The organism is Rhodococcus sp. JS3073, assembly GCF_026810085.1.
GTDB lineage: Bacteria > Actinomycetota > Actinomycetes > Mycobacteriales > Mycobacteriaceae > Rhodococcus_F > Rhodococcus_F wratislaviensis.
In genome coordinates this window covers 169,708-194,572 of record NZ_CP113951.1, presented here as the reverse complement: position 1 = coordinate 194,572, position 24,865 = coordinate 169,708, and the positions used below count along the sequence as shown (strand labels likewise).

23 protein-coding genes and 2 pseudogenes are annotated in these 24,865 nt (G+C 63.8%); 11 read left to right on the top strand and 14 right to left on the bottom strand.

Annotated features, from left to right (window positions below):
- Positions 1-9: 9 nt before the first annotated feature.
- From isoC to OYT95_RS00870, 8 genes are all read right to left on the bottom strand, one after another.
- Complete coding sequence (gene isoC / locus OYT95_RS00905; RefSeq protein ID WP_268790639.1) at positions 10-354, bottom strand: isoprene monooxygenase ferredoxin; 345 nt, start codon at positions 352-354, stop codon at positions 10-12.
- On the bottom strand, positions 347-631 hold the full coding sequence (gene isoB, locus OYT95_RS00900) for an isoprene monooxygenase oxygenase subunit gamma (protein WP_037239209.1): 285 nt from the start codon (positions 629-631) through the stop codon (positions 347-349). Before isoB ends, isoC begins: the two co-directional genes overlap by 8 nt.
- A gap of 35 nt (positions 632-666) precedes the next feature.
- Entirely contained in the window at positions 667-2,190 is a 1,524-nt protein-coding gene (isoA, locus tag OYT95_RS00895; protein ID WP_037239206.1) for an isoprene monooxygenase oxygenase subunit alpha, read from the bottom strand.
- Positions 2,191-2,251: 61 nt separating this feature from the next.
- Positions 2,252-3,607, bottom strand: coding sequence for a non-phosphorylative glyceraldehyde 3-phosphate dehydrogenase TadD (gene tadD, locus OYT95_RS00890; protein WP_268792322.1), 1,356 nt, complete (start codon positions 3,605-3,607; stop codon positions 2,252-2,254).
- Between the two features lie 77 nt (positions 3,608-3,684).
- Complete coding sequence (locus OYT95_RS00885; protein ID WP_037239200.1) at positions 3,685-4,386, bottom strand: glutathione S-transferase family protein; 702 nt, start codon at positions 4,384-4,386, stop codon at positions 3,685-3,687.
- A 34-nt stretch (positions 4,387-4,420) separates the two neighbouring features.
- Positions 4,421-5,137: an iIsoprene-epoxide--glutathione S-transferase gene (gene isoI, locus OYT95_RS00880; RefSeq protein WP_037239197.1), complete on the bottom strand. Its 717-nt coding sequence runs from the start codon at positions 5,135-5,137 to the stop codon at positions 4,421-4,423.
- Between the two features lie 65 nt (positions 5,138-5,202).
- Positions 5,203-5,883 carry a 1-hydroxy-2-glutathionyl-2-methyl-3-butene dehydrogenase gene (isoH, locus tag OYT95_RS00875; RefSeq protein ID WP_268790634.1) on the bottom strand — a complete coding sequence of 227 codons (681 nt, stop codon included), beginning with the start codon at positions 5,881-5,883 and terminating at the stop codon, positions 5,203-5,205.
- Positions 5,884-5,899: 16 nt separating this feature from the next.
- Entirely contained in the window at positions 5,900-7,117 is a 1,218-nt protein-coding gene (locus OYT95_RS00870) for a CaiB/BaiF CoA transferase family protein (protein WP_268790638.1), read from the bottom strand.
- A 171-nt stretch (positions 7,118-7,288) separates the two neighbouring features.
- Here OYT95_RS00870 and OYT95_RS00865 point away from each other — a divergent pair, with 171 nt between their 5' ends.
- Positions 7,289-8,509: a glutamate-cysteine ligase family protein gene (locus OYT95_RS00865; RefSeq protein WP_255221819.1), complete on the top strand. Its 1,221-nt coding sequence runs from the start codon at positions 7,289-7,291 to the stop codon at positions 8,507-8,509.
- A gap of 401 nt (positions 8,510-8,910) precedes the next feature.
- Here the strand turns inward: OYT95_RS00865 and OYT95_RS00860 are convergent, their stop codons facing one another.
- The 3 genes and pseudogenes from OYT95_RS00860 to OYT95_RS00850 all read right to left on the bottom strand — a co-directional run bounded on the left by OYT95_RS00860 (position 8,911) and on the right by OYT95_RS00850 (position 11,329).
- On the bottom strand, positions 8,911-9,354 hold the full coding sequence (locus OYT95_RS00860) for a MarR family winged helix-turn-helix transcriptional regulator (protein ID WP_268790637.1): 444 nt from the start codon (positions 9,352-9,354) through the stop codon (positions 8,911-8,913).
- Between the two features lie 522 nt (positions 9,355-9,876).
- Positions 9,877-10,309: pseudogene (locus OYT95_RS00855) on the bottom strand (hypothetical protein).
- Positions 10,306-11,329, bottom strand: a pseudogene (locus tag OYT95_RS00850) (acetyl-CoA C-acyltransferase). The pseudogenes OYT95_RS00855 and OYT95_RS00850 overlap by 4 nt, the downstream one beginning before the upstream one ends.
- A 633-nt stretch (positions 11,330-11,962) precedes the next feature.
- Between OYT95_RS00850 and OYT95_RS00845 the strand changes: the two are divergent.
- The 8 genes from OYT95_RS00845 to OYT95_RS00810 all read left to right on the top strand — a co-directional run bounded on the left by OYT95_RS00845 (position 11,963) and on the right by OYT95_RS00810 (position 20,452).
- The gene (locus OYT95_RS00845; protein WP_268790636.1) at positions 11,963-12,499 is read left to right on the top strand and encodes a MarR family winged helix-turn-helix transcriptional regulator; all 537 of its coding nucleotides are present in this window, start codon (positions 11,963-11,965) and stop codon (positions 12,497-12,499) included.
- A gap of 503 nt (positions 12,500-13,002) precedes the next feature.
- A complete protein-coding gene (locus tag OYT95_RS00840; RefSeq protein ID WP_268790635.1) occupies positions 13,003-14,220 on the top strand; it encodes a CaiB/BaiF CoA transferase family protein in 1,218 nt (405 codons plus the stop codon).
- Positions 14,221-14,234: 14 nt separating this feature from the next.
- Positions 14,235-14,915 carry a 1-hydroxy-2-glutathionyl-2-methyl-3-butene dehydrogenase gene (isoH, locus tag OYT95_RS00835; RefSeq protein WP_268790634.1) on the top strand — a complete coding sequence of 227 codons (681 nt, stop codon included), beginning with the start codon at positions 14,235-14,237 and terminating at the stop codon, positions 14,913-14,915.
- 55 nt (positions 14,916-14,970) lie between these two features.
- Positions 14,971-15,687 carry an iIsoprene-epoxide--glutathione S-transferase gene (gene isoI / locus OYT95_RS00830; protein WP_268790633.1) on the top strand — a complete coding sequence of 239 codons (717 nt, stop codon included), beginning with the start codon at positions 14,971-14,973 and terminating at the stop codon, positions 15,685-15,687.
- A gap of 18 nt (positions 15,688-15,705) precedes the next feature.
- The gene (locus tag OYT95_RS00825; RefSeq protein ID WP_268790632.1) at positions 15,706-16,422 is read left to right on the top strand and encodes a glutathione S-transferase family protein; all 717 of its coding nucleotides are present in this window, start codon (positions 15,706-15,708) and stop codon (positions 16,420-16,422) included.
- Positions 16,419-17,852: a non-phosphorylative glyceraldehyde 3-phosphate dehydrogenase TadD gene (gene tadD, locus OYT95_RS00820; protein ID WP_268792321.1), complete on the top strand. Its 1,434-nt coding sequence runs from the start codon at positions 16,419-16,421 to the stop codon at positions 17,850-17,852. The genes OYT95_RS00825 and tadD (OYT95_RS00820) overlap by 4 nt, the downstream gene beginning before the upstream one ends.
- Before the next feature lie 144 nt (positions 17,853-17,996).
- Complete coding sequence (gene gshB / locus OYT95_RS00815; protein WP_268790631.1) at positions 17,997-19,031, top strand: glutathione synthase; 1,035 nt, start codon at positions 17,997-17,999, stop codon at positions 19,029-19,031.
- Positions 19,031-20,452, top strand: coding sequence for an FAD-dependent oxidoreductase (locus OYT95_RS00810; RefSeq protein WP_268792320.1), 1,422 nt, complete (start codon positions 19,031-19,033; stop codon positions 20,450-20,452). Before gshB ends, OYT95_RS00810 begins: the two co-directional genes overlap by 1 nt.
- Before the next feature lie 60 nt (positions 20,453-20,512).
- On the opposite strand, the gene OYT95_RS00805 is transcribed toward OYT95_RS00810, so the two are convergent.
- The 3 genes from OYT95_RS00805 to OYT95_RS00795 all read right to left on the bottom strand — a co-directional run bounded on the left by OYT95_RS00805 (position 20,513) and on the right by OYT95_RS00795 (position 22,708).
- Entirely contained in the window at positions 20,513-20,884 is a 372-nt protein-coding gene (locus OYT95_RS00805; RefSeq protein WP_268790630.1) for a YybH family protein, read from the bottom strand.
- Positions 20,885-20,903: 19 nt separating this feature from the next.
- Positions 20,904-21,617 (bottom strand): SDR family NAD(P)-dependent oxidoreductase, encoded by a 714-nt coding sequence (locus tag OYT95_RS00800; RefSeq protein WP_268790629.1) that lies wholly within the window; start codon positions 21,615-21,617, stop codon positions 20,904-20,906.
- A gap of 179 nt (positions 21,618-21,796) precedes the next feature.
- The gene (locus OYT95_RS00795) at positions 21,797-22,708 is read right to left on the bottom strand and encodes a LysR family transcriptional regulator (RefSeq protein WP_268790628.1); all 912 of its coding nucleotides are present in this window, start codon (positions 22,706-22,708) and stop codon (positions 21,797-21,799) included.
- A 94-nt stretch (positions 22,709-22,802) separates the two neighbouring features.
- On the opposite strand from OYT95_RS00795, the gene OYT95_RS00790 reads away from it, so the two are divergent.
- A complete protein-coding gene (locus tag OYT95_RS00790) occupies positions 22,803-23,123 on the top strand; it encodes a muconolactone Delta-isomerase family protein (protein ID WP_235214430.1) in 321 nt (106 codons plus the stop codon).
- 56 nt (positions 23,124-23,179) lie between these two features.
- Positions 23,180-24,361, top strand: a complete 1,182-nt coding sequence (locus OYT95_RS00785) for a YbfB/YjiJ family MFS transporter (RefSeq protein ID WP_268792319.1) — start codon at positions 23,180-23,182, stop codon at positions 24,359-24,361.
- Positions 24,362-24,865 lie beyond the last annotated feature (504 nt).

Here is a 24,865-nt window from a genome sequence, read left to right as displayed (position 1 = left end):
CTCCTACGGTCAGTGATTCGCCTGGACCGGCGACTTGAGGCGAACTTGAATGACACCGTCCACGATTCGGACGTCGTGCTTGTGCAGACAGGTGTCCCGGGGATTGACCCCGGCACCGGTCAGCGCGTCGAACTGCCACTCGTGTGCGCGGCAGGTGACGACGCCGTTCTCGAATTCCCCCTCGACCAGGGAGATGCTCTGGTGCGGGCAGATTCCGTCGTACGCGCGGACCTCACCGTTCACCTTCACCAAGAGCACTTCGTCGTCTCCGACGTCGAACGATTCCATCTCGTCGTCCCACAGTTCGTCCTCGGCGAGCAGGTCGACGAAGTCGTTGCCGGTCTCGTCAACCATTGGAACCCACCTGCTCTCGGAAGCGAACGTCGACCCATTGCAGCGGTGGGACCGTGCGGGTGCCGAGCAGTTCGCCGAGGGTGGCGTCGGAAGTCATCACGGTGCCGTCCACCAGCACGTCGTATCCGGGGCTCACCTCGGGTTTCGGGACCCGCCGGCCCACCGAGTGCACCGCGACCTTGCGGGCGATCTGATCCCAGGTGTCGTCGGTGTCCACGGCCACGAGGTGTGGGACGAAATCGCCGACGAAACGGCCGGTGATGGGGAAGGGTGCCATATCAGTTCTCCTTGCCGATCGAGTGAAGTCCGAGATCAGATCGAGATCGGTTCGCGTTCAACGGATTCCTCCACCGGTGTGGCCTGTGACGGGAGATAGTCCTTCGCCCAGGCGTAGTCGTACACGTCGTCTCCCATCACGTCCGGGGTCAGGCCCATGTAGAGCAGCCCACCGGCGAGGTCGGCCGGGAGAATCTGGCCGTCGATGAATCGATCGATGAAGTTCTGGTGGCCGGCGTAGCGCTCGGGGTCCTGCTCGAAGCACCACTTGGAAATCTCCGAATCGAAGTGGTAGAGCCGACCCTTGTAGGTCAGGCTGTGGTCGGCGAGATCGTGCCGGGAGAACGCCGATCCCAACGGGAGCTGGGTGAGGTTGCACAGCGCCGGCAATGTGTCCGGCAGGGTGTCCTCGATCCGATCATCGTTGACGTTCTTGATGATCTCGTCCCACATCACACCCCAGTTCTCCTCCCAGGTGGGGTACTTCTCGCGCAGCCATTCCCGTTCGTCCTTCGAGACGCCGGCATTCGGCTTCCAGAACAGTGTCGGGCGCCAGAACCAGGTTCCCAGGTGCATGGCGTGATGGCCGTTCTCGAGCGAGTACAGGAACTGGTCCCAGTACCAGGGCTTCTTCAGTCCGTAGTCCTCGAGGATCCGTTCGTGGTGGTTGACGATCCACTCGAGCATGAACTCCTTGAAGCTCATCTTGCGCTGATCGAGGGGCGTGTAGTAATCCATCGCCGGTCCGGTCAACGTCTGGAACAGGCGGGTGGACCGCCAGAAGGCGACATCGAGTGCCTTCTGTGCGCGGGCGGGGTCGTGCTCCATCATGATGGACAGGGTGGGGAAGCCCTGCTGGGCGTGTCGTGCCTCGTCGGTTTGGATGGAGGACAACAGGTTCGACCAGTTGATGTCGCCGGCAGCCATGGCGTCGGCGGCCAATGCGACGAACTGGACGTTGGTGAATCCGTGTTCGACGGTCAGGCTCGTCGCCAGCGCGGCTTCGACGCAGTCGGCGTTGAGCATCGCATCGTCGAAGAAGTTTTTCACCGCCAGGACACCCCACTCCTTGGTGTGGAACGCCTTCTGCGACCAATCGAAACGCGGATCCTGCTTGAGCAGATCGTGGGAGAAGCGCAGATCGAGCTGGGCGTGGCGGGTCTCGTCGAGCATCCCGAAGACCCCGAGATTGCGCCAGCGCGGGGTCGGCGCGAACCGGCAGAATCGGCTCTGCATGGTCACTGCCATGTGCTCGACCATGCAGGTGGTGCCCATGTGCAGATGCGACGCGGCGACGTGCGCGGGATCGAGCTTCTCGTAGGTGCCGGAACGCACCAGGGCGCTGCTGACAGCCTTGACGCCTGACTCCTTCTCACGCTGGATTCGGACATAGTCGCGGTACGAGACCCGGAACGGTTCGTCCCACTTGTCCCAGGCCTCCTTCGGTACGTCCCCCGCGCCGCTCCAACTCGTCGGGAACGCCACCGCCGGATCGACATAGCTCAGTTCCCAGTCGAGGTCTCGCGAGATGTCGTACCAATCGTCCCGGTTCAGTAACATATTGTGCGCCTTCCATTGTGGCGGTATGGGCGGTGGTCTTCTGGATTGTTCGGTGCCGCGGTCATCGCTTGACCCGCAGCACTCGGTAGTTGGTGTATTCGAGGACGCCGTGGATGGACTGCTCGACTCCCAGGCCGGACTGCTTGACGCCGCCGAAGGGCACATCGGAGGAGAGCATCGGGTGCTGGTTCACCCAGACCGTGCCCGCTTCGACTCGTTCGGCGACCTCGATTGCTCGCCGTTCGTCGGAGGACCACACCGAGGCGCCGAGTGCGAGTTCGGAGTCGTTGGCGCGCGCGATGACATCGTCGAGGTCGGTGTAGGTCAGGATCGGCAGGACCGGGCCGAACTGTTCCTCGCGAACCAGGGGCACGGAGTCGTCGACCCCGCGCACCAAGGTGACCGGGTGGAAGTAGCCGGGGCCCTCGGGCACCTCGCCGCGGAAATAGACGTCGGCGCCGCGGTTGGCCGCATCATCGACATACCCGCGCACCTTGGCGAACTGGGCGGCATTCTGGACCGGGCCCATGTCGACCCCGTCGTCGAGCCCGTTGCCCACCTTCACCCCGTTGGCAACCTCGGCCAGAGCTTCTTCGATCACGGGGGCGAGGTGCTGGGGCACGTAGAGGCGCTTGAGGCCCGCGCAGACCTGTCCACAGTTCGACAGGGCGCCCCAGTACAGATCCGCCGCGATCGACGCCACGTCGACGTCGTCTAGGACTATGCCGGGATCGTTGCCACCGAGTTCGAGGGTCAGCCGCTTGAGGGTTGCGCCGGCGCCCGCCATGATCGACTTCCCGGCGCGTTCGGACCCGGTGAAGGTGATCTTGTCGATCCCGGGGTGAGCAGTCATCGCCCGGCCGAGATCGTCGCCGCCACTGAGCACCTGCAGCACACCCGGGGGGAGGATCTGTTGCGCGAGCTCACCCAGGCGCAAGGTGGCCACCGGGGTCAGGGGAGAGGGTTTGAGGATGATCGGGTTGCCGGTGATCAGGGCGGGACCGATCTTCCACAACGCCAGCAGGAGAGGATAGTTCCAGGCGGTGATGCCCCCGACGACCCCGACCGGTGCGCGGTGCACCTCGATCAGCTCGTCGTCGTTGTTGCGGATGACCTCGACGGGAATGGCCCAGCTGGCATACCGCTCGAGACCGCGCAGACCCGACTCGATCTCGCCGGCGGCCTTCGCCAACGGTTTCCCCTGTTCGAGGGTCACCAGACGGGCCAGTTCGTCGATGTTGGCGCGCACGTGGTCGACCAGGCGAAGGACGATGCCTTGCCTGAAGGGGAGGTCGTGCGTAGCCCAGTGCTTGGCGGCTCTCCGAGCTGCAGCGACCGCGGCGTCGAGGTGCTCGACTCCGGCGTCCGGAACCTCGATGAAGACCGACTCGGTGGCGGGGTTGATCACGGGGATCACGGCTGTGGTGGTTGTGATCTGTCCGTCGATGGTCAGCCCAGGTGGGGTGATGTTGGACAGGGAATCTGCGGTGATACTCATGATTGACTTCCTTCCGGGCGGAAGAGGGTCCTGAACTGTTCCGGGGTGTAGACGTGGTGTCGGGCCTTCTCCTCGCGCGGGTCGGAGATCCGGGCCTTGGCGGCAGGTCGGGCAGAAATGCGGTCGGCCCACGCTTTGACGTTGGGGTAGTCGGCGACATCGACCCCGTGTCCAGCGGCCACCCGAGTCCACGGGAAGGTCGCAATATCCGCGATGGAGTACTCGCCGGCGAGGTACTCGCGGTCACGAAGCCGGTCATCCATGACGCGGTAGAGGCGGGCCACCTCGCCCGCATACCGGTTTCGGGCGTACGGGTTGTCGATGCCCTGCTTCGGGGCATGCGAGACGAAGTGGGCGGCCTGCCCTGCCATCGGCCCCTGGTTGGCCACTTGCCAGAACAGCCAGCACAGCACTTCTTGGCGGGCGATCGGATCCCCGGGGAGGAGGCGACCGGTCTTCTCCGCCAGATAGAGCAGGATGGCACCGGATTCGAATATCGCCAAGCGTCGGCCACCGGGGCCATCGTGGTCCACGATGGCCGGCACTTTGCTGTTCGGATTGATCTCGACGTACTCCGATTCGAACTGGTCGCCCTCACTGATGTCGGTCCAGACGATCTGGTAATCCAGTCCCAACTCCTCCAGCGCGATGAGCACTTTCCGCACGTTGGGGCTTGTGTAGTAGTAGAGATCAATCATCGAACGATGCTCCAACGGAATCGATTACGGAGGGTCAGATGTCATACTGCTTGCGGATGCGGTCCATGTAGTCCACGAGGTTCTGCTTGGACTGGACGTAACCGGATCCGAGCCACTGCTGCGGCTGGTCGGCGATGTGCCGCAGCGTCGAGTACACCGAAGCGTCGATCGAATGCAGCTTGTCGCCGAGGAAGAAGGCCTTGTCGCCGAGAAAGTCGGACAGGGCATCGACGTCTGCCCGGAAGAACTCGACGACGACCTCCGCACTCCGCCGGCCCATGCCCTGTCCGTTGAACTCTTCGAGGATCCGGCCCCGGAACGCGTCCAGGCCTTCGCGCATCTCCGGCGTCACCTCGGCGCCTTGAACGATGTACGGGATGTAGGTTTCCCAACCGGTGTCCTCACGCCAGCGCGGCTGAATGATGCCGCTCCAGTACAGGTGCTCCTCGATCAACCGGTTGAAGGCGAGAGCCAAGGCAAGCTCTTGCTTGCTCAGGTCCGCGTCGAGTTTGTCGCCGTACTTGTCCTTCAGGTAGGCGATGATCGTGTTCGAGTCGCCGACCTTGGTTCCATCGCTGTCGACGATGTACGGAAGCTTGCCGTGGGGCGAGTCCTGGTCGAGGGTCGCCAGGTCCTGCGTCTTGTGCTCGAATTCGACACCCGCGAACTGCAGGTAGTTCACTACCTTCGTGACGTACGGGCTGATGTCCGGGATCCCCCAGGCGGGAACATATCCGTAGACGGTGATCATCGTGTGTGTCGTCCTTCTGTTCGATGGGATGGAGATTCAGTGGCATACAGGGTTCGATCGGTTGCTCACCACTGGAGGAATGTTCCGTCCGAGTGCTGGAACCGGCCCGAGTTCTCGGGTGTGAGGTTGTCGATGTTCTTGATCAGCCCGGCGGCGGCCTGCTCCGGGGTGATGTAGGTGTGCTCGCCGGGGAAGTCTTTGGTCAGGTCGGTGGCGACCATGCCCGGATGGAGCATCAGCACGCTGATCCCGTTCTCGGCCAGGTCGTGGTGCAGGTTCAGTCCGGCCATGTTGGCGGCGGCCTTGGAGATCCGGTAGCTGTACATGCCACCGGAGGTGTTGTCGCCGAGCGATCCGACCCGGCTGGTGACGATGCCGACCTTCGCGCCGGGCTGCAGGAGTGAGCGCAGTGCCTCCACGGTGCGCAGCGGTCCGAGGGTGTTGATCTCGATCTGTTTGCGGACCAGGTCGTAGTCGATCGACCCCAGCTCGTCGAGCCACATGACGCCGGCGACATGGATCAGGGCGTCCAGTTCGGTACCCGTTGTGGCGAGCCGGGTGGCGAGCGCCTCGACCGATTCCTGCGATGTGACATCGACGTTCGGCTCGACGGTGATGCCGTCGGCGGTGAGATCGGCGCCGTCGAACAGGCAGGCTGCGATGACGTTGTCGCCGCGCTCGTGTAACTGGCGGACGATCGAGTGCGCGATGCCCTTGTCGGCGCCGACGACCAATACTGTGGACACTGTCCAGCACTTCCTTTCAGGCTAGGACGCCGGCAGTGGCGTCCTGCTCGGTTCCGATGATGTTCTGTGCAGCGAGCGAGGCGATGTCGTCGGTGCTGTAGCCGATTTCTGCGAGGATTTCGGTGTTGTGCTGGCCGAGTAGCGGGGCGCCCTTGGGGGCGTCCGGAACGGTGCCGAGGAACCGGGCCGCCACCCGCGCCTGCCGCACGCGCCCGGCAGCGGGGTGCTCTGATTCGACGATGATCTCGGCGGCCTTAACCTGCGGGTGTTCGATAACCTCGGCCCGCGTGAGGATGGGCGCGGCCGGTACGTCGAACTCGTCGAGCAGCGCCAACCACTCGGCAGAGTTCTTGTCGAGCAGCGCAGATTGGATGAGTTCCAGACGCTCGTTGATGTGCTTCGACCGACCCACCGGGGTGGAGAAGCGCTCGTCCTCGATCCACTCCGGGTGCCCGAGTGCCTTGCACATGCTCTGCCACTCACCGTTGCTGTTGGTGGCGACGGTGATGTACCCGTCCGCGGTCTGGTAGATCAAGTCGATGAAGCTGCCGCCCTGCGACAGCGGGACGGGCTGATCCGGGAAGGTGTAGGCGCCCATGTCCGATGCCCACAGGAACGAGAGCACCGCCTCGAGCATCGACAACCGGATGTGCTGGCCCTCCCCGGTGCGTTCGCGGGCGAACAACGCAGCCGAAAGTGCCTGCGCGGCAACGACTGCGGTCAGCTTGTCGGGGAGGATCGTGCGGATCAGGCGGGGCCGTTCCTCGTCGGATCCGGCCTGGACGGTGGTCAGGCCGGTCAGAGCCTGGATCAGCGAATCGTAGACCCGCTGCCCGGAGGCCGGCCCGCGCTCGCCGAATCCGCTCATGGAGAGGTAGATCAGTTTCGAGTTGAGCGGGGCGAGATCGTCGTATCCGATGCCGAGTCGCTCGACGACACCCGGCCGGAAATTCTGCACGACGACGTCAGCGGTGGAGACCAGCTTCTTCAGTACCGCAACGCCTTCCGGCGTCTTCAGGTCGAGAGTCAGGGACCGCTTCGACCTGTTGACGTTGACGAACATCGCCGACATGTCGCCGGAGCGATTGGGCAGGGAACGAACGTGATCGCCCTTGCCGGGTACCTCCACTTTGATGACGTCGGCGCCCTGGTCGCCGAGGATGTCCGTGGCCCAGGGGCCCGACATCATCGAGCACAGGTCGACGATCTTGATTCCGGTCATGGGGCCGCTCATGAAGCGCACCTTTCGCCTGGTTGAAGAGTGCTTCGGAGAGTGTCACGAGACACGATCGAGGCTTGTTGTGACTTGCTTCACTCCATAGTATTGAGATATCTCTTGCTCGTCAATTGTTCCGACGTGAAATGTTTTCCGGCTATAGTATCGACGACGAAAGGACCAGGTGGCATGACTAGTTCTCGCCCTACGCTGACGATCCAGAGGGCATACGCCGTCGCCCGCGAAGCATTCGAACCCGGTGGGGCCGACCTCGTCGGCGTCGAGATCGAATGGCCAGTGCACAAGCGAGGCAGTCTCTTACGCCCGGAACCCGCCGACTTCCTGCCGATCATGAACCGCCCACTGCCGAACAGCAGTCGGATCACGATCGAGCCGGGCGGGCAGGTCGAACTGTCGGGTCCGCCGCTCGAATCGGGGCCGGCCACGCTACACGCCATCAACGAAGACGCCGTGATTCTCCACCATCGGCTACGAGCACATGGGCTGATTCCGACCGACCTCGCCGTGGACGACCGCCGTCCCCCGCACCGGATCCTCGACCTCCCGAGGTATCGGGCAATGGAGAGTTTCTATGCGCACCGCGGCCGGGAAGGGACCTGGATGATGACGAACACTGCATCGGTCCAGATCAACATCAGCCACCATCCCGACGGCCGGAACCTGCGCTGGGCACTGGCGAACAAGATGGGCCCGATCCTGGTCGCGGCCTTCGCGAATTCTCCCGGGATCGGCCCCGACGGGCAGCGCTGGCAATCGGTACGGCAAGCGATCTGGAATGGGATCGACCCCGGGCGAACGGCACCGGTCCCCGTGAGTGATCAACCCGGAACAGATTGGGCGCACTACGCTCTCGCGGCAGACGTGTTCTTCATTCGCGGCGGTGATCTGGGCACGAGCGTTTCGCCGGGGTTGACCTTCGCCGATTGGATGACAACAGGGCACCCGGCAGGCTGGCCGACCGAGGATGATCTGCGCTACCACCTGACGACACTGTTTCCGCCGATCCGGCCTCGCGGCTGGCTCGAGTTCCGAATGATCGATGCCTTGGAGCCGGATTGCCGCTCCGCCGCGGTCCTCGTCGCCTCGACCGCAATGGAAGACCGAATTGCCGCGGAACTGGTCGACCTGCTCCCGGATACGCAGGACCTCTGGGTGACGGCCGCACGTGACGGACTCAACGACCCGGTACTCCGGGACGCCGCACAGCTCCTGCTCGGCGTGGTCGAGCTGCACCTACGCCGGCACCCGACCCACTCGTCCGCCGCGGGAACCGTTTCGACCTACATCGATCGATACACCAAGCACGGACTGGCCCCCGCACACGTGCACGGGGACATCGAAACGGACGCGTTCCCACGGCTCGACGATGTGGTCGTGGCGGCACCGTGACCGATGCCTGCTGACTTACCGGCGAGTGCAGCTCGGGCACCATGGAGACCCGGCAGGGGTCCACCCCGTCCGGACTCCCGCACTCGACGACCGAATCGCCGAGAACTACCTGCTCGCGGCCAGGTGACCGACTATGCCCGCTTGGCGCCCGCCGCATTCGACGGCCTGATCCACAGGGGGCCGGACCGCGATTCACCCCTTGGGCGCGACCTCGTTCAACGCCGCCCGCGCGGCATCTCGGTCCCATCTCGCACTCGCGGAGGTCCAGCATCGATCTGGAAGGGGTACGAGTGGGGGAGTGCGACCCTGGCGTCCACTTTCACGCCTGGGCCCTGGCAGCCGGCAGCGTCGGGTGGACGTGCTGCGCCGAACCGCGCTCGGTTCAGGCCCTGAGGATTCGCTCAGTCGGTTTCCAGCCCCACTGCAGGATCCTCGAACTGAGCCAAGAGGATCTTGAGGAGCCGCCGAAGCTCCGCTTGGTCGTCGCCGGCCAAGATGTCCAGGAGCCGCGACTCGTGATCCATGATGTCGGAGACGACCTCGTCGACGAGCTTGACACCCTTCCTTGTCAATTGCACATCCACCCGACGACGGTCCTTCGGGTGGAAGCTCCGCTTGACCAGTCCGCTGCGCTCGAGCTTGTCCAGCCGGTTCGAGATCCCGCCGGGAGTAATCAGCGCCGCCTCGGAAAGGCGCCCGGCCGTCATCCGATACGGCTTTCCGGCACGCCGTAGCATCGCGAGCACATCGAGCGTGACCCGGTCGGTGCCGAGTTCGGCCAGGCGTTCGACGCGTTCGCGCTCCAAATGCCGTGCAATGCGCCAGATCCTGGTCACGATTCCCACGGAACTGACGTCAATGTCCGGGCGTTCACGCGCCCATGCCTGCTCAACCCGATCGACACCGTCGTCGCCGATCGCGTCCGAACCCGTCGTCGTAACCTCAGCAGTCATGTGATCCTCGAAGCCGCATGGATGCAGTCTACGACGAGAAAGAAGTTCACGGCTAAAAAATACACCAGAACAAGATTTGCGTGCTCGAAGCTACCCCTGATCGCCCACGCCCACGCCCACGCCTTCGCCGGTCGGCTCGCCGGTCGTGGCGCGGGCGAACCACCTCCCAGAGAAGCGCGGTGCGACGGGTTCGGCACGTCGATCGTCGAACGGCGCCCAGGTCCTCCCCGTACCAGTCCGTCCTCGCCTCAGGCCCCGACGGAAGTGGGCGCGACAGCGGCGAGCGCGGACGCTTCGTGCGCGGCCCGAACCTGCGAATGCGCATACGTCGTCATCAGGTCCCCTGACCCACACAGCACCATCGTCGGGATCCGGGCGAGCGCCGTGCATCCTGCCGTTTCGTCCAGTTCCGGACTACACGTTCGCACGCTTTCCCGACAACGGCGATGGCCGTGGGGACGGTACTCCAGGTGCCCTGCGCAGGGCATCGTCCATACGAATGGTCTCACCGTTGAGGTAGTCGTGTTCGACGATCATCTGGGCGGGTTGGGCGGGTTGGGCGTATTCGGCGGGCTGACCGAGGCGTGAGGGGGAGGGGACGCCCGCTTCGAGGCGCTTGCTCGTCGACGGTGTCGGTCTTGGCGATGGCGTCGGCGGCGAGGCGCATGACGTTGAACGTGCCGAGGAGGGTCACGCCGTCGGGGACGTTGTCGCCGGCGCGCTCGATGGACTGCTGCAGGTCGAGTCCGAACACGGTGGTTCGGGCGTCGGCGAGACGCTTGGCGGTGGCGGCGCCGAGCCCGGAGGCTGCTCCGGTGACCTTTGCGGCGGTCTCTTGAATATTCAAGTTCGAACCTTTCGCTGGGAGGTAAGTCTCCACTTCGTCGGGACCCGGATAATCAGGGCGTCGCCCTGCCCGCCTCCACCACACAGTGCAGCAGCTCCGACACCACCGCCGCGGCGCTGCAACTCCAGAGCCAGATGCAGGGTGATCCGCGCCCCGGACATTCCGAGGGGATGGCCCAGCGCAATTGCTCCGCCGTTGACGTTGATCCGCGTCGGGTCCAACCCGAGTTCGCGAGTCGAGGCGATTCCCACCGCCGCGAAGGCCTCGTTGATCTCCACCAGATCCAACTCTTCCGGAGAGATTCCTTCCCTCGCGCATGCCTTGGTGATCGCCCGGGCGGGCTGTGACTGCAAGGTCGAGTCGGGACCTGCAACGACGCCGTGGGCCCCGATCTCGGCAATCCAGGGCAGTCGGAGTTCCTGCGCCTTGGCCTTACTCATCACCACGACCGCGGCCGCGCCATCGGAAATCTGTGACGCGGACCCGGCAGTGATCGTCCCTTCCACGCTGAACGCCGGCCTCCTCGTTCTTCATCTCGGCCCGATTCCCCATCGGCTGATCTGTGAAGATGTCGTGCAGCCCGTCGAATGCCATGGAATCGCGGACCGTCACGTCGCCGTACTTGAAACCCGCTCGCGCGTTCTCCAGCAAATGCGGAACCTGTGACATGGATTCTCGGCCACCCGCGACGATCACCTCGAACTCCCCGGCACGGATCAACTGATCGGCCAACGCGATCGCGTCGATGCCCGACAAACAGACCTTGTTGACGGTCAGCGCCGACACGTCCAACGGAATGCCGGCCGCGACCGCCGCCTGCCTGGCCGGAATCTGCCCGGCGCCTGCCGTGAGCACCTGACCCATGATCACGTACTCGACCAGCGCAGCGGGGACTCCGGATTTGTCCAGGGCTCCCCGAATCGCCACGCCACCGAGATCGGAACCCGACAGATCCCGCATAGCCCCTATGAACCGACCCATAGGGGTCCGGGCACCGGCAACGATCACCGAAGTAGTCATCAGCTGTCCTAACTTGCTCACCGCGGACCATCCTCAGGATGTCGGCGAACGCTGGAGGGAAGGCAATCGTGTGTCGCGAGAGCGCACCTCAACAGACGGCGGAACGATGGGTAGATCGTGAACTAGACACGCCATGGAAGCAAGTCCTGCACACGAACCAACCGAAGTTCATTCCTGTGCCACTCCCACGTAAAGTATAGTCCCACAAAGTATTTGGTCACGATATCCGGAATGTGCGGGACGACGTCGACTCGTGGAGTGTAGAGGGCGTCGACGCTGAGAAACGGCGCAACGACGGCAATGGCCACCGAGACCCGACCATGCAACAGTCGGGCCCGGCGAACACGGAACGCGCAATTCCGCGGCAGGATCCCGGCATTCGATCACTCGAGGTGGCATTGGCGAGCGGGCCAAATTGAGGGAACGTGCACCACGTGGCCCGGCAATTCGATACCGACGCCGTATGCCTGCCTGCATTGATCAACGCCCCAATGCTGCCGAAATGTGTTGACATCTGGTCGGACCGCGACTGTGCTGTTGGCAGTCTCGGGCGTACACGTTAAACTTTCGGACGAAACTACTTAGCAGTGAATAGTCCCGAGCTAATCAATTCAAGTGACAATGGGGTATGGGATGGGCGTCGAAGCACCATCGATTCGGGACGTGGCCGGAGACGATGGCGTCGATCGCATCGAGCAGGCGTGGGTACGTGAACGGCCGGATATCAACGTCAGTTCGGTGGGTATCGTGTCGAGGATTTGGCGCATTGCGCGATACCTGGAGCGTGAACGCAGTCAACGCCTGGTAGAGCTGGGAACCGATCCTGCGACGCTCGACCTCTTGGCAATGCTGCGGCGGTCCGGCAAGCCGTATCGGATGACGGCAGGGCAACTCACCGAGGCTGCGCTGATAACCCCGGCTGGTATCTCGAACCGCCTGGACAAACTCGAACGCAGTGGTCTGCTCAAGCGGAGCTTTCACCCACACGACCGTCGTCGAGTCGACGTTCAATTGACCAAAAAGGGAGTCCAACTCATCGACGAGGTCGCCTCCGACATCCTGGGTCGCGAGTCGCAACTCCTCGCGTTTGTGAGCAAAGACGATGACACCGAACTTCGCAGGCTTCTCAAACTCCTCCTCGCCCACTTCGAGGACCCGGGTCCCGGTTAGCTGAGACCGAAGAGCTCGACGCCGGCCGTGCACCAGTTGGTGTACGCCGATGAATCCGGGTAACGCTCTCGAGCATGTGTGAGACTCGAGCTGTCGAAGTTGATGGTGCGCATCGAGTGGCGCTGCGCGGTAGCAGTGTTCGTGACTGGTGGACGAGTCGCGCCCCCGACATCTCGAAGTTCGCGGACTTGGGCGTTGAACGTCCTGGTGGCTTTGCCCCGGGGCCCCGAGTGTGATTGCGATGCGACCTGCTGATCGGAATTCGGCCTGACTACCACCTCGGGTGGGTGACCTCACGGCACCTCTGAGCACGGGGTTCGCTAAAAACAGGGCAGATAGATGCACATGCATCTATTCACTACTGAAAAAACATTTATTCAAACAATTGACTCATGAAAGAAAGCTCAATACTATTCGGTGAGGCAGGCCACACTGAGCAACGAGTTCTGGCTGTTGGCCTCGCGAACCCCCGGATCACTTCTCCCTACTGAAAGGTGCGCTTCATGAGCGGCCCCATGACCGGAATCAAGATCGTCGACCTGTGCTCGATGATGTCGGGCCCCTGGGCCACGGACATCCTCGGCGACCAGGGCGCCGACGTCATCAAAGTGGAGGTACCCGGCAAGGGCGATCACGTTCGTTCCCTGCCCAATCGCTCCGGCGACATGTCGGCGATGTTCGTCAACGTCAACAGGTCGAAGCGGTCCCTGACTCTCGACCTGAAGACGCCGGAAGGCGTTGCGGTACTGAAGAAGCTGGTCTCCACGGCCGACGTCGTCGTACAGAACTTCCGGCCGGGTGTCGTCGAGCGACTCGGCATCGGATACGACGACCTCGCCCCGCTCAACTCGAAACTGATCTACCTCTCCATGAGCGGATTCGGCGAGCGCGGGCCGGCCTCCGGGCAGCGGGTCTACGATTCGCTGATCCAGGCTCTGACCGGCCTGACCACCGTCCAGGCCGGATCCGACGAGGAACGGCCCCGCCTGATCCGCACGATCCTCCCCGACAAGCTCAGTGCCATTGTCGCCTCACAGGCGCTTTCGGCTGCGTTGTTCGCCCGCGAACGCACCGGGGAGGGCCAGCACATCCGGTTGTCGATGCTCGAGGCGGTGCTCTCGTTCCTGTGGGCATCGGACATGGGCGCCTACACCTTCCCGGATCAGCCCGTCCCGCTGTCGCAGGGCGGGAGCTTCATCGACTTGATCTACCAGACCGCGGACGGGTACATCACCGTCGCCACCAACAGCAACGGTGAGTGGCAGAGCATGTGCAAGGCACTCGGGCACCCGGAGTGGATCGAGGACGAGCGCTTCTCCACCCCGGTGGGTCGGTCGAAGCACATCAACGAGCGACTCGAGATGATCCAGGAAGTGCTCCTGACCAGGTCTTCAGCTGAATGGCTGAGTGTGCTCGACACCTTCGATGTGCCGGCCGCGCCCATTCTCACGCGGGCCGAGGTCATCGAACACCCGCAGGTCAAGGCCGCAGAGATCATCGTCGAATCAGAGCACCCCGTGGCCGGACGTGTGCGGCAGGCCCGCGTTCCCGCGCGGTTCCTCGGCACCGTTCCGGAAGCACCACGCGGAGCGCCGCTTCTCGGCCAGCACAACACCGAAATTCTTACCGAATCGGGTTTCACCGCTGAACAGATCGCCGAGCTTGCTGCCGCCAACATTATCGGATCCGAGCAGGGCGCCGTTGTCGGCGTCACCGCGTGAAAGGAATGAACACTATGTCAACAGTATTGGTCGTCGGTGCCGACAAGGGCATCGCGCACTCGATCGTCCGCCAGTTACACGAGCGCGGCGACAACGTCATCGCAGCCTGCCTGTTCGACGGCGCCGATCTCACCGCCGACGGCATCACCGTCGAGCCGAACGTCGATGTCACATCGCAGGAATCGGTCGAGGCGCTCGCCACCCGGCTCGCCACAACGGGTACCGAACTGGACGCCCTGATCCATGTCGCCGGCGTCATGTGGCTCGACGAGCTGGGGTCGATCGACTACGACCTGGTCCGCAAACAGATCGAGATCAACACCCTCGGACCGCTGCGCACCGTGGAGGCACTGCGCTCACTCCTGCAGCCCGGCGCGAAGGTCGGCATCGTCACCAGCCGGGTCGGATCGCTCGGCGACAACACCTCCGGTGGCATGTACAGCTACCGGATCTCCAAGGCCGCCGCCAACATGGCCGGACTGAACCTGCACCACGACCTGGCCGAGAACGGGATCAGCGTGCTGATGCTCCATCCGGGCATGGTCGCCACCGACCTGACCAAAGACTTCCCCGGCGAGCACACCTACATCACCCCGGAGCAGGCCGCCGCCGGGCTGATCAAGAACATCGACAACCTCACACCCGAGAACTCGGGCCGGTTCCAGCACTCGGACGGAACCTTCCTCCAGTGGTAGGGCGTCCTTCCAGACTGTACTGCACGTAATTTCATAGACAGAAATGCCGAGACACATGATCACCATTTACGGATACACGCCGGCCTTCGGAGTTCCGGACATCAGTCCCTACGTCACCAAGATCATCAACTATATGACGTTCACGGGGATCGAGTTCGAGCACAAGACGCAGGACCTGGCGACCCTCGACCAGGACTCGCCCCACGGCAAACTGCCGTACATCGTCGACAGCGATGGAACCAAGGTCGGCGACTCGAACACGATCATCGCCTACCTGAAGGACAAGTACGGCGACAAACTCGACGCGGGTCTGTGTGCCAAAGACCGGGCGTTGTCCCTGTCGTTCAGCCGATTGGTCGAAGAGCACCTCTACTGGAGCGGCATCATCCAGCCGCGCTATCGCGAAGATTCGGGGTGGGAGACGTACATCCCCTGCATCGTTGGCGGCGGTGAAGTGACCCCGGAGCTGCGGGGATTCCTTGACGCATTCCGTGCCCGGGTCGTCGAGGGCTTCGATGGCCAGGGGATGGGACGACGGAGTGCCGAAGTGGTCGTCGACTTCTTCCGAGCAGATGTCGATGCTCTCTCGGACTACCTCGGAGACAGCGACTACTTCCTTGGAAGCGAACTGCATTCCATTGACGCGACTGTGTACTCGATCATCCGGCACATCGCCGACCAACCACAGGACTGGCTGGGCGCCGGGTACGTGCAGACCAGACCGAACCTGATGTCGTACTTGGACCGCATCCGCAAGCAGTACGACATTTGACATCCGTAATCAACTCTGTTGGAGACTCGTTCGATGATTGATCTCTACTACTACACAAGCCCCAACGTGCGAAAAGTGCTCATCGCGCTCGAAGAGCTTTCGCTCGAATACCGGATCGTCTGGACCGACATCAAGGAAGGGGATCAGTTCGCCCCCGAGTATCTCGAGATCAACCCGAACGGCAAGGTCCCTGCGGTTGTAGATCACGATGGTCCCGGTGGTGAGCCCATCGCGATCTTCGAGACAGGGGCGATTCTGCAGTATCTTGCCGAAAAGACCGGAAGGCTGCTGCCCGCAGATCCCCGCGGCCGCCAGGAGGCGCTCTGCTGGCTGTTCTGGCAGGTGGCGAACCACGGTCCGATGGCCGGGCAGGCCGCGCACTTCGTCTCCCACGCACCCAAGCACGGGATCGACAATCCGTACGCGCGCAGTCGATATGTCGGTGAGGTCACCCGCCTGTACAAAGTTCTCGACAACCGGCTCCGTGATCGGGACTATCTTGCCGGCGAGTACTCGATAGCCGACATTTCAACGTACACCTGGACCAGAGTCGCCGGTGGGCACGGTATTACGGTCTCGGACTATCCGAATCTGAAGACGTGGTCGGATCGGATCGCGGCGCGTCCGGCCGCGAAGGTCAAGATTTCCGACTCACGCGAAGAAGCGGCGCGAAAGAACATCTACAACGCAGAGCAGTTCCAACGTCTGTTCCGACCCGAAGGATCCCCGGCATGAGCAACTCCCCAGCCCCGGTGGCCGACAAGGCGCCCGGTCTCACCATCGATGGACAGATCGTGACAACCTCGGTCGTCAACAGGGTGATCAACCCCGCGACCGGTGAAGTCTTCGCTGAAGTCCCTGACGCTGGTGTCGAGCATCTTGAAGCTGCTGTGGATGCCGCTCGGCGTGCGGCTCCCAGCTGGCGCGGTCTGGGCATCGCGGCGCGACAGGACATCGTTCGGAACGTTGTCGAGCTGGTTCGCACGAACATCGACGAACTCGCCATGCTGGTGACGCTGGAACAGGGAAAGCCCTTGGCCAAAGCTGCCGGCGAGATTGATTCCGGCCTTCGAGGCCTCGGTCGGTACGCGAGCACCGACATCCCGGTCGAGATCTTTCGGGACAACGATGACGAGTACATCGAGATTCACCGGGAGCCAGTCGGTGTGGTCGGTGCGATCACCGCATGGAATTACCCCTTGCTATTGGCGTTGTGGAAGATCGGGCCGGCACTTGTCACCGGAAACACCATAATCCTCAAGCCTTCCCCACTGACCCCTGTAGCGACCCTTCGGCTCGGTGAACTACTCCATCAGGCGCTTCCCGCGGGCGTTCTCCAGATTCTGAGTGGTGGAGACGACCTGGGGCGCGCAATGACAGCTCATCCGGGGATCAACAAGATCACCTTCACCGGCTCGGAGCGGGCCGGCAAATCGATCATGTCCGGCGCAGGTCCGACGTTGAAGAGGCTGACGCTCGAACTCGGCGGCAACGACGCGGGTATCGTCCTCGACGATGTGGATGTCGCGGCCATGGCAGACGACCTTTATTGGGCGGCACTGTCCAACTGTGGTGCCGTATGCGCCGGTCTCAAACGTCTCTACGTCCCTGCCCACCTCGCGTCCGCGATCGAGGAGGCACTCGCCGAAGTGGCCAAGACGATCGTCGTCGGCAACGGACTCGACGAGGGCGTCGACATGGGACCGATCCAGAACCGCACGCAGCTGGAAAAAGTCCGAGGCTATGTCGACGATGCGGTGCACCGCGGCGCCGATGTCTACTTCCGTGGCGAAGTCCCGGACGGTCCAGGGTACTTTCACCCTGTCACCCTTGTCCGCGGTGTCGACGACACGATTCCGCTCGTCAGGGAGGAACAGTTCGGACCTGTTCTGCCGATCCTGACCTACACCGACATCGACGACGCCGTCGAGCGCGCCAACAACTCGGATCTCGGTCTCGGCGCATCGGTGTGGTCTGCGGACGAACAACGTGCAGTGCAGGTAGCAAATCGCCTGGAAGCCGGTACTGCATGGGTCAATCAGCATCCAGTGCTGACATCGGATGTCCCATTCGGCGGAGTCAAGCAGTCCGGATTGGGTGTCGAACAGTCCATCCACGGGATCCTGGAATACACCAACTTCAGGGTGCTCCGGGTCAAGCGCTGACATATACGTACAGAGCTGTCGGCTCGCCGCAACGATGAACCACCCAGCGTGACCCACGAAGCGGAGGGGCCGACAGCTCCCTACACCCGTGCATCGACCGATCGTCCCCACGGTCGCCGACGCGCCCAGAAACAGGACGGATCCATGAGGCAACAATTCATCCAACCAGGAGCGGATACGGATACAGTCGGTTCACGGTTGACGTTCGTATTCATCACCGATCCGCTCAGTGAGCTGGCACCCGCCCACGACACCACGGTGGCGTTGATGGAAGCAGCTCAGGCTCTCGGGCATCGTGTTCTGGTGACCACCATCGCCGAACTAGGTGTGACTGCAGGGCGGGCAACGGCGCAGACCCGCGGCGTCACGCTGCAGCCTGCAGTGCTTGTCGGCGACAACTGGGTGATCGGAAAGAACTGGTTCGTCGCGAGCGAACCCGAGCAGATCTATCTCGACACCGTGGCAGCCGTATTCATGAGGACAGATCCTCCCGTGAATGCCGACTACCTTCGGGCGACATACATTCTCGACCTGGTCGATCCTGCGCAAACGCTCGTGCTGAACTCACCCAGCGGTCTGCGGGACGCAAACGAGAAGCTTTTCGCTCTTCGTTTTCCCGAGCTCGGCCCCCCGACGCTCATCTCTGCAGATCGCACCGAGATCATCGACTCGGTCCAGTCGTGGGGTAGGGCCGTTCTCAAACCAACGGACGGGATGGCCGGACGCGGGATCATGTTGCTCAGTCCTGGCGACCCCAATCTGCACTCGATCCTCGACACCGCGACCGAACGTGGAACCCAACACGTCGTTGTCCAGCAGTTCATCCCCGCGGTCACGGCGGGGGACCGACGTGTCATCGTTCTCGGAGGAACCCCAGTCGGAGCTGTCCGGCGGATTGCACAGGGAGACGAATTCCGCTGCAATATGGCAGCGGGTGCGAGCGTGGAAATCGACACAGTCACTGAGAACGATCGAAGAATCTGCAGAACCATCGGTCCCGAGCTCGTCAGGCGCGGACTCCATTTCGTCGGAATCGACATCATCGGAGAGTGGCTCACCGAAGTGAATGTAACCAGCCCCACCGGAATTCGCGAGATCGACGCACTCAGCGGGACGCACCTCGCAACGACCACCATATCGTCGGTCACGGCACTGTGCGCGAACGTGGAGGTCCGGTGATGATCACCCCAAATCGTACCGAACGCGTGGTCGTCGTCGGCGCGGACGCCGCTGGTATGAGCGCGGCACACCAAGCGCTCCGTTCGGCACGCGCCGACGGTCGGACGATCGAGGTAGTCGTGTTGGAACGAACCAGTGATACCTCCTACTCCGCATGCGGAATGCCCTATCTGATCTCGGGAACGGTAGCCAGCGAAGACGAACTGATCGCACGCACGCCAGAACGCCACCGAGAACTGGGTGTAGATCTTCGTCTCGATGCGCTGGTGACCGAGATCAACACGGAAAAGCGCACCGTCAGATACGCAAATAGCGCAGGCGTATCCGAGGCGGTGGACTTCGACAAACTCGTGCTCGCAACCGGAGCGCACCCCGTCATTCCGCCATGGGCGGTTGACGGCAACGGCGATCTGACCCCGGGCATTCTCCCCGTGAAGAACCTCGAGGATGCGCGTCAATGGCTCGGTCTTGTGGTGCCAGAGGAATCGTCGGACTCCGAATCGACCAGGACCACACGGCATGCGGTGGTCGTGGGTGCCGGCTACATCGGCGTCGAGATGGCGGAGGCCATGGTCGATCGAGGGTATGAGACTACGCTGATCACCCGCAGTTCGGTGATGAGTAACCTCGACGAGGATATGAGCGCACGCGTCCACAGCGCCCTCGTCGAAGGTGGCGTTCGCGTTGTTCCGGAGTGCACAGTCGTGAGCATCGGCAACGTTGACGGAAGAGTCCACTCCCTGACGGGGAGTAATGGGGAAACGTACCTCGCAGACGTCGTTGTCCTCGGGCTCGGTGTTCGGCCCGCCACTGAGCTGGGAGCCGCCGCAGGCATCTCGATCGGAGACTTTGGTGGATACCTGCCGGATGAGAACCAATCGGTGGCTGAAAATGTCTGGGCCGCTGGCGATTGCTGTGAGGTCATCGATAGGATCACGGGAACCCGTACGTTCGCTCCGCTAGGCACGCATGCGAACAAGCAGGGCAGAATCTGTGGATACAACGTCGTCGGCGGCAAGCAACAGTTTGCTGGCGTGTTGTCGACAGCCATAACCAGATTCACCAATCCAAGTGTGCACGTGGAAGTGGGACGGGCCGGGCTCTCCTCCGACGCGGCGATTGCTGCCGGATTCTCCCCTGAATCGCTTGTCACAGTGGGGGGAACTGCCAGCGGATACATGCCGGAGCGGTCACCAATCGCCACCAAGATCATTGCAGACCGGAGGAGTCGGCGACTTCTCGGTGTGCAGATCGTCGGAGGCCGGAATTCTGCCAAGCGTATCGACACTGCGGCTGCAGCGCTGTGGGGACAGATGACTGTCGACGACCTTGCCTCCATGGATCTGTCCTACGCGCCCCCATTTGCAACCGTGTGGGAAGCCGTTCAGCTCGCCGCAAGAAGGTTGGCAGACAGACTCTGAAACACCCGATGTCTTCAGCGACTACTCATTCGGTCGCTGATCGGGTCGACGCGGGCCGCCTCAGTCGAGTCGGGACACCTGGTAGTGGATGATCCGATCCCCGTCGAGCGATTGCCTGACCAGCACGCTCAGGTACACGGTCAGCGTCGGCCGGTCCGTGAAGGAGAAATCGACGTTCAGGTAGCCGAGCACGACATCGTCGGCGAGTCGACGGGTTTCGAGGATCCGGTACGCGGCGGTCATGCCCAGTGGTTGGGAGGCGTAGTAGTCGGCGACACCCTGGCGTCCGACGGTGTAGGGATGCAGGCCCTGGAAGATCGCGTCGGCGGTGAACTCGGCGGCGACGCGGTCGGGCTCGTGTGCGTCGACGGCGGCTTTCCATCGGTCGAGGACGCCGCGCAGGATCTCGTCGTGTGAAGCCGTGCTGTTCATGAGTGTCCGCCGCGTGCTCTCAGTGCCCGGCGCTTTGGCCGCCGTCGACGTGCAGGATCTCGCCGGTGACGAACCCGGCGTGCTCGAGGTAGAGGATCGCGTCGACGACCTCGTCGATCTCGCCCAGCCGGCCGACCGGGTGCAGGGCAGCGAGGGCCTCGTGCGTGTCGACCGGGTGCATCGGGGTGCGAATGATACCGAGGGCGACGGTGTTGACCCGGATTCCGCGGGTCGCGTACTCGATCGCCAGCGACTTGGTGACCGCGTTCAGACCACCTTTGGTCAGCGATGCGAGGGCCGAAGGCACCTGCGAGTTCGCGTGGTCCACCAGGGTGGTGGAGACGTTCACCAGATGGCCGCCGCTGCCCTGAGCGAGCATCGCGGCGACCGCGCTGCGGGAGATGTCGAAGAAGCCTCGCAGGTTCACCCCGGTCACCGCGTCGTAGTCCTCGTCGGTGTAGTCGGTGAACGGCTTGGCCACGAAGATTCCCGCATTGTTGACCAAGGTGTCGATCCGGCCGAACCGCGCCAGCGCCTGCTCCACGATGTGGGCGCCGGTTCCCGGCTGGGACAGGTCGCCGGGCACGGTCAGCACCTCGGGATCTTCGGATGCGCCGATGGAGCGGGAGGTCGCGACGACGGCGTAGCCGAGCTTGCGGTAGCCGGTGACCACGGCCGCGCCGATGCCCTGGGACGCGCCGGTGACGATGACGACTTTCTGCGTGGTGTTCATATGCCGAAGTACTCGCTTCCGAAATGAGGGTTTTTCACGAAGGCTCGATGACCGAATCCCGGGTATCCGACTCGGGCCACGGGTGTTTCGCTCACGAGTCGATGATCCGCGCGCGGCGAGTGCTGCGCCACGACCTGTTTACTCCCTCGTGGGAGGCGCAGCCTCCCACGACACCCCTGTTACCGGTGGGGGTCGTCCGCGGGCAGCCAGATTCCGCTGTCGTGGATGCCGAGATCGCCGACGTCCCGGGTGAGGGCGTCGGTGGCGGCGAGCACGACGGGGCGGATTTCGTTCCGGCGCCAGACGAGCGACCACGTCCAGATCACCGCCGGGTTGATCACCGGTCGTGCGGCGAGGTCGGGCGGCAGCGTCGTGGTCTGGCCCTTGGGAGAGTTGAGCACGGGGCGGCCCGCGGCGCGGACGTGGTCGAAGAATGCGGGACCGGTGATGCCGCCGTCGTCGATCCGCAAGATTCGCGCCCCGGTGTCGCGGGCCAGTTGTTCGGCGAAGAGGTTCCACGACGACCAGGACGTCGCGTCGTCATCGACGAGCAGCAGGACGTCTCGCGCCCGCACCGGTGCGGTGTCCGCACCGGCGGACACCGCGTAGAGCCGGTCCGCGCCGAGCAGCCGGGCCTGCAGGCCGTGGTGGGCGAGATCCGACTTCCGCACCCAGCACACGGCCAGGTCGAGACTGCCGTCGGCGACCCGCGCGGCCTGGGAGTGCGAAGGCACAACCCACGGGTCCACATGCAACTGCGCCACACCCGAGGTGCGCGCGGTCAGGTCCGCGGGAAGCCAGTTGACGTAGCCGATCCGGACCGGCTCCGCCCCGGACAGGCGCTCGGCGCGGGCGCGCAGGTCGTCGGCGCGCTCGAGCAGTGCGCGGACGTGCGGAAGCAGTGCCGCACCGGCCGGGGTGAGGGCGACGGAACGGCGGTCGCGGGCGAACAGCTGCACGCCGAGGTCTCGTTCGAGCGCGATGATCTGCTGGGACAGGGAGGGCCCGGCGATCATCAGCCGCGTCGCCGCCCGGCCGAAATGCAGTTCCTCGGCGACGACGAGGAAGTATCTCAGCTGACGCAGCTCCACGCTTGCTCATGCTACGTGCGGTAAGAGGCTGCGCCTATCAGGCAGAAGTAAGGCGGTCGTGGCGGGCCGGCCGGATCAGGGCACACGATGAATCATGACCTCAACCCCCGAACCGAGAACGAGCATGCAGGAGTTTCTCGTCGAGATCACCACGACGATCCCCGACGGCACCGAGTCATCCGAAGTGGACGCGCGCCGCGCCGCGGAAGCGATACGCGCCAGGGAACTTTCGTCCGCAGGGCATCTGGCCCGGTTGTGGCGCCCGGTCGGTGAGCTGCGCAGTATCGGGGTGTGGCGCGCCGACGACGAAGCGGACCTCCACACGAACGTGCTCGACACGCTGCCTCTGCGGCCGTGGATGAGTATCACCGTCACCGCGCTGCGGCCACACCCGAACGATCCGGGCCAGTGGTGAGAGCGTTTTCTCCGCGGGCGCACGTCGGCCGGGCGGCTGCGGCGCTGGCGGCGAGCATGGGCGTCGGGCGATTCGTCTACACCCCGATCCTGCCGCTGATGCACTCCCAGGCGGGTCTGTCCTCCTCGCACGGGGCCGCGCTGGCCACGGCGAACTACATCGGATACCTGGTGGGGGCACTGGTCGGCATCCTCATTCCGGCGGCGGTGCGCTCGGCAACGGTCATGCGTACCTCCCTGGTGGTTCTCGTCGCGACCTTGGCGCTCATGCCCGCCACACACGATGGGTCGGCCTGGTTCGTCCTCAGACTCGTCGCCGGCATCGCGAGCGCACTCATCTTCATGATCGCCGTCAGCGCCATGCTCTCCCACCTGCGGTCGCACGCCCAGCACCTGGCCGGCTGGGCGTTCGGCGGAGTCGGAGCGGGCATCGCCCTGTCCGGCGTCCTCGTGTTCATTCTGGGTTCGATCGGCACCTGGCGCTCAGCCTGGTGGGCGGCTGCCGCTCTGGCGCTGGTCTGTGCCGCCGCAGCATGGGCACTGACACCGGAGCCGTCGCCGACCGCCACTGCCACCGGACCGGGAGCGCCCGGCCGCCCACGGACCGACCGCTGGTTCACGGCCGTGTTCGTCAGCTACTTCCTGGAAGGCATCGGCTACATCATCGCGGGCACGTTCCTCGTCGCCGCGATCGATCACACCGCGGGCGGGCGGGTCGGCAGCGGTGCCTGGATTGTCGTGGGGCTGGCAGCGTTGCCGAGTTGTGCAGTGTGGGCGTGGCTGAGCCGTCGGTGGTCGCGGCCGATCCTCCTGCTGGTTGCCCTGCTCATCCAGGCCGTCGGCATCGCGCTGCCCGCCGTCGTCGCCGGTGTCGGCCCCGCCCTGATCTCCGCCTTCCTGTTCGGTGCCACCTTCCTCGGCGTCGGGTCGTTGGCACTGGGTATCGGAGCGCATCTGCAGTTTCCGCGTGCGGTGGCGCTGCTGACCACCGGATACAGTGTCGGTCAGATTCTCGGCCCCCTCGCCGTCACTCCGTTGCTGCACGACGGCTACCACCAGGCCCTGCTGGCCGGTGCCGCTGTGGTCCTGGCCGCGGCCCTCTCCGCGGCAGCGCTGCGCTTTCGGTTCCCCGATCATGTCGGTGTGGTGCACGAACCATCGCACTCGAACAACCAACACGCGGAGACCCCGCAGGGTGCCCGCAGCGTTCCTTCCGCAGTAGTGGAGACGATCGCATGAGAACGCCCGCAAAAGATCTCGATCGTGGTCGACGACACGACGACTCGCATCAGGGCGCGTGACCCGGAAACTGTTGCTGCAATGAAGTTTCTGCCCGATCACGGCTTGTCCGGGCTACCGTCGAGCAGGATGCGGGGTGAGCTGGTCGAGACCGATTCCGGTCAGTGTCGAGGTTTCCCCATGGCTCGCGCGTCAGGAGGTCGATGACGAGATCAGTCGTACGCCTCAGTCCCCAAGCAGCTTTGAAAGAGCTTCTCACCGATGTGCCTCCTCGCACCCGGGTGGGCTGACGTGTACGCGGCACCACCCTGGAAAAGACCTCGCGATCTTCCGCAACCCGGGGAGAGTGGAAGCGGTGACGTGCAGCATCGGATCGGATGCACGCCTCCGATCCATTGCCATCCGAAGGCCGGCCAGCGCTTCCCGGAGCCGCTCATCAGCTGAACAGACTTGCTCCCGTGGAACAGCGGAACCATGCGCCGCGACCGATTACCCGCGGATCCC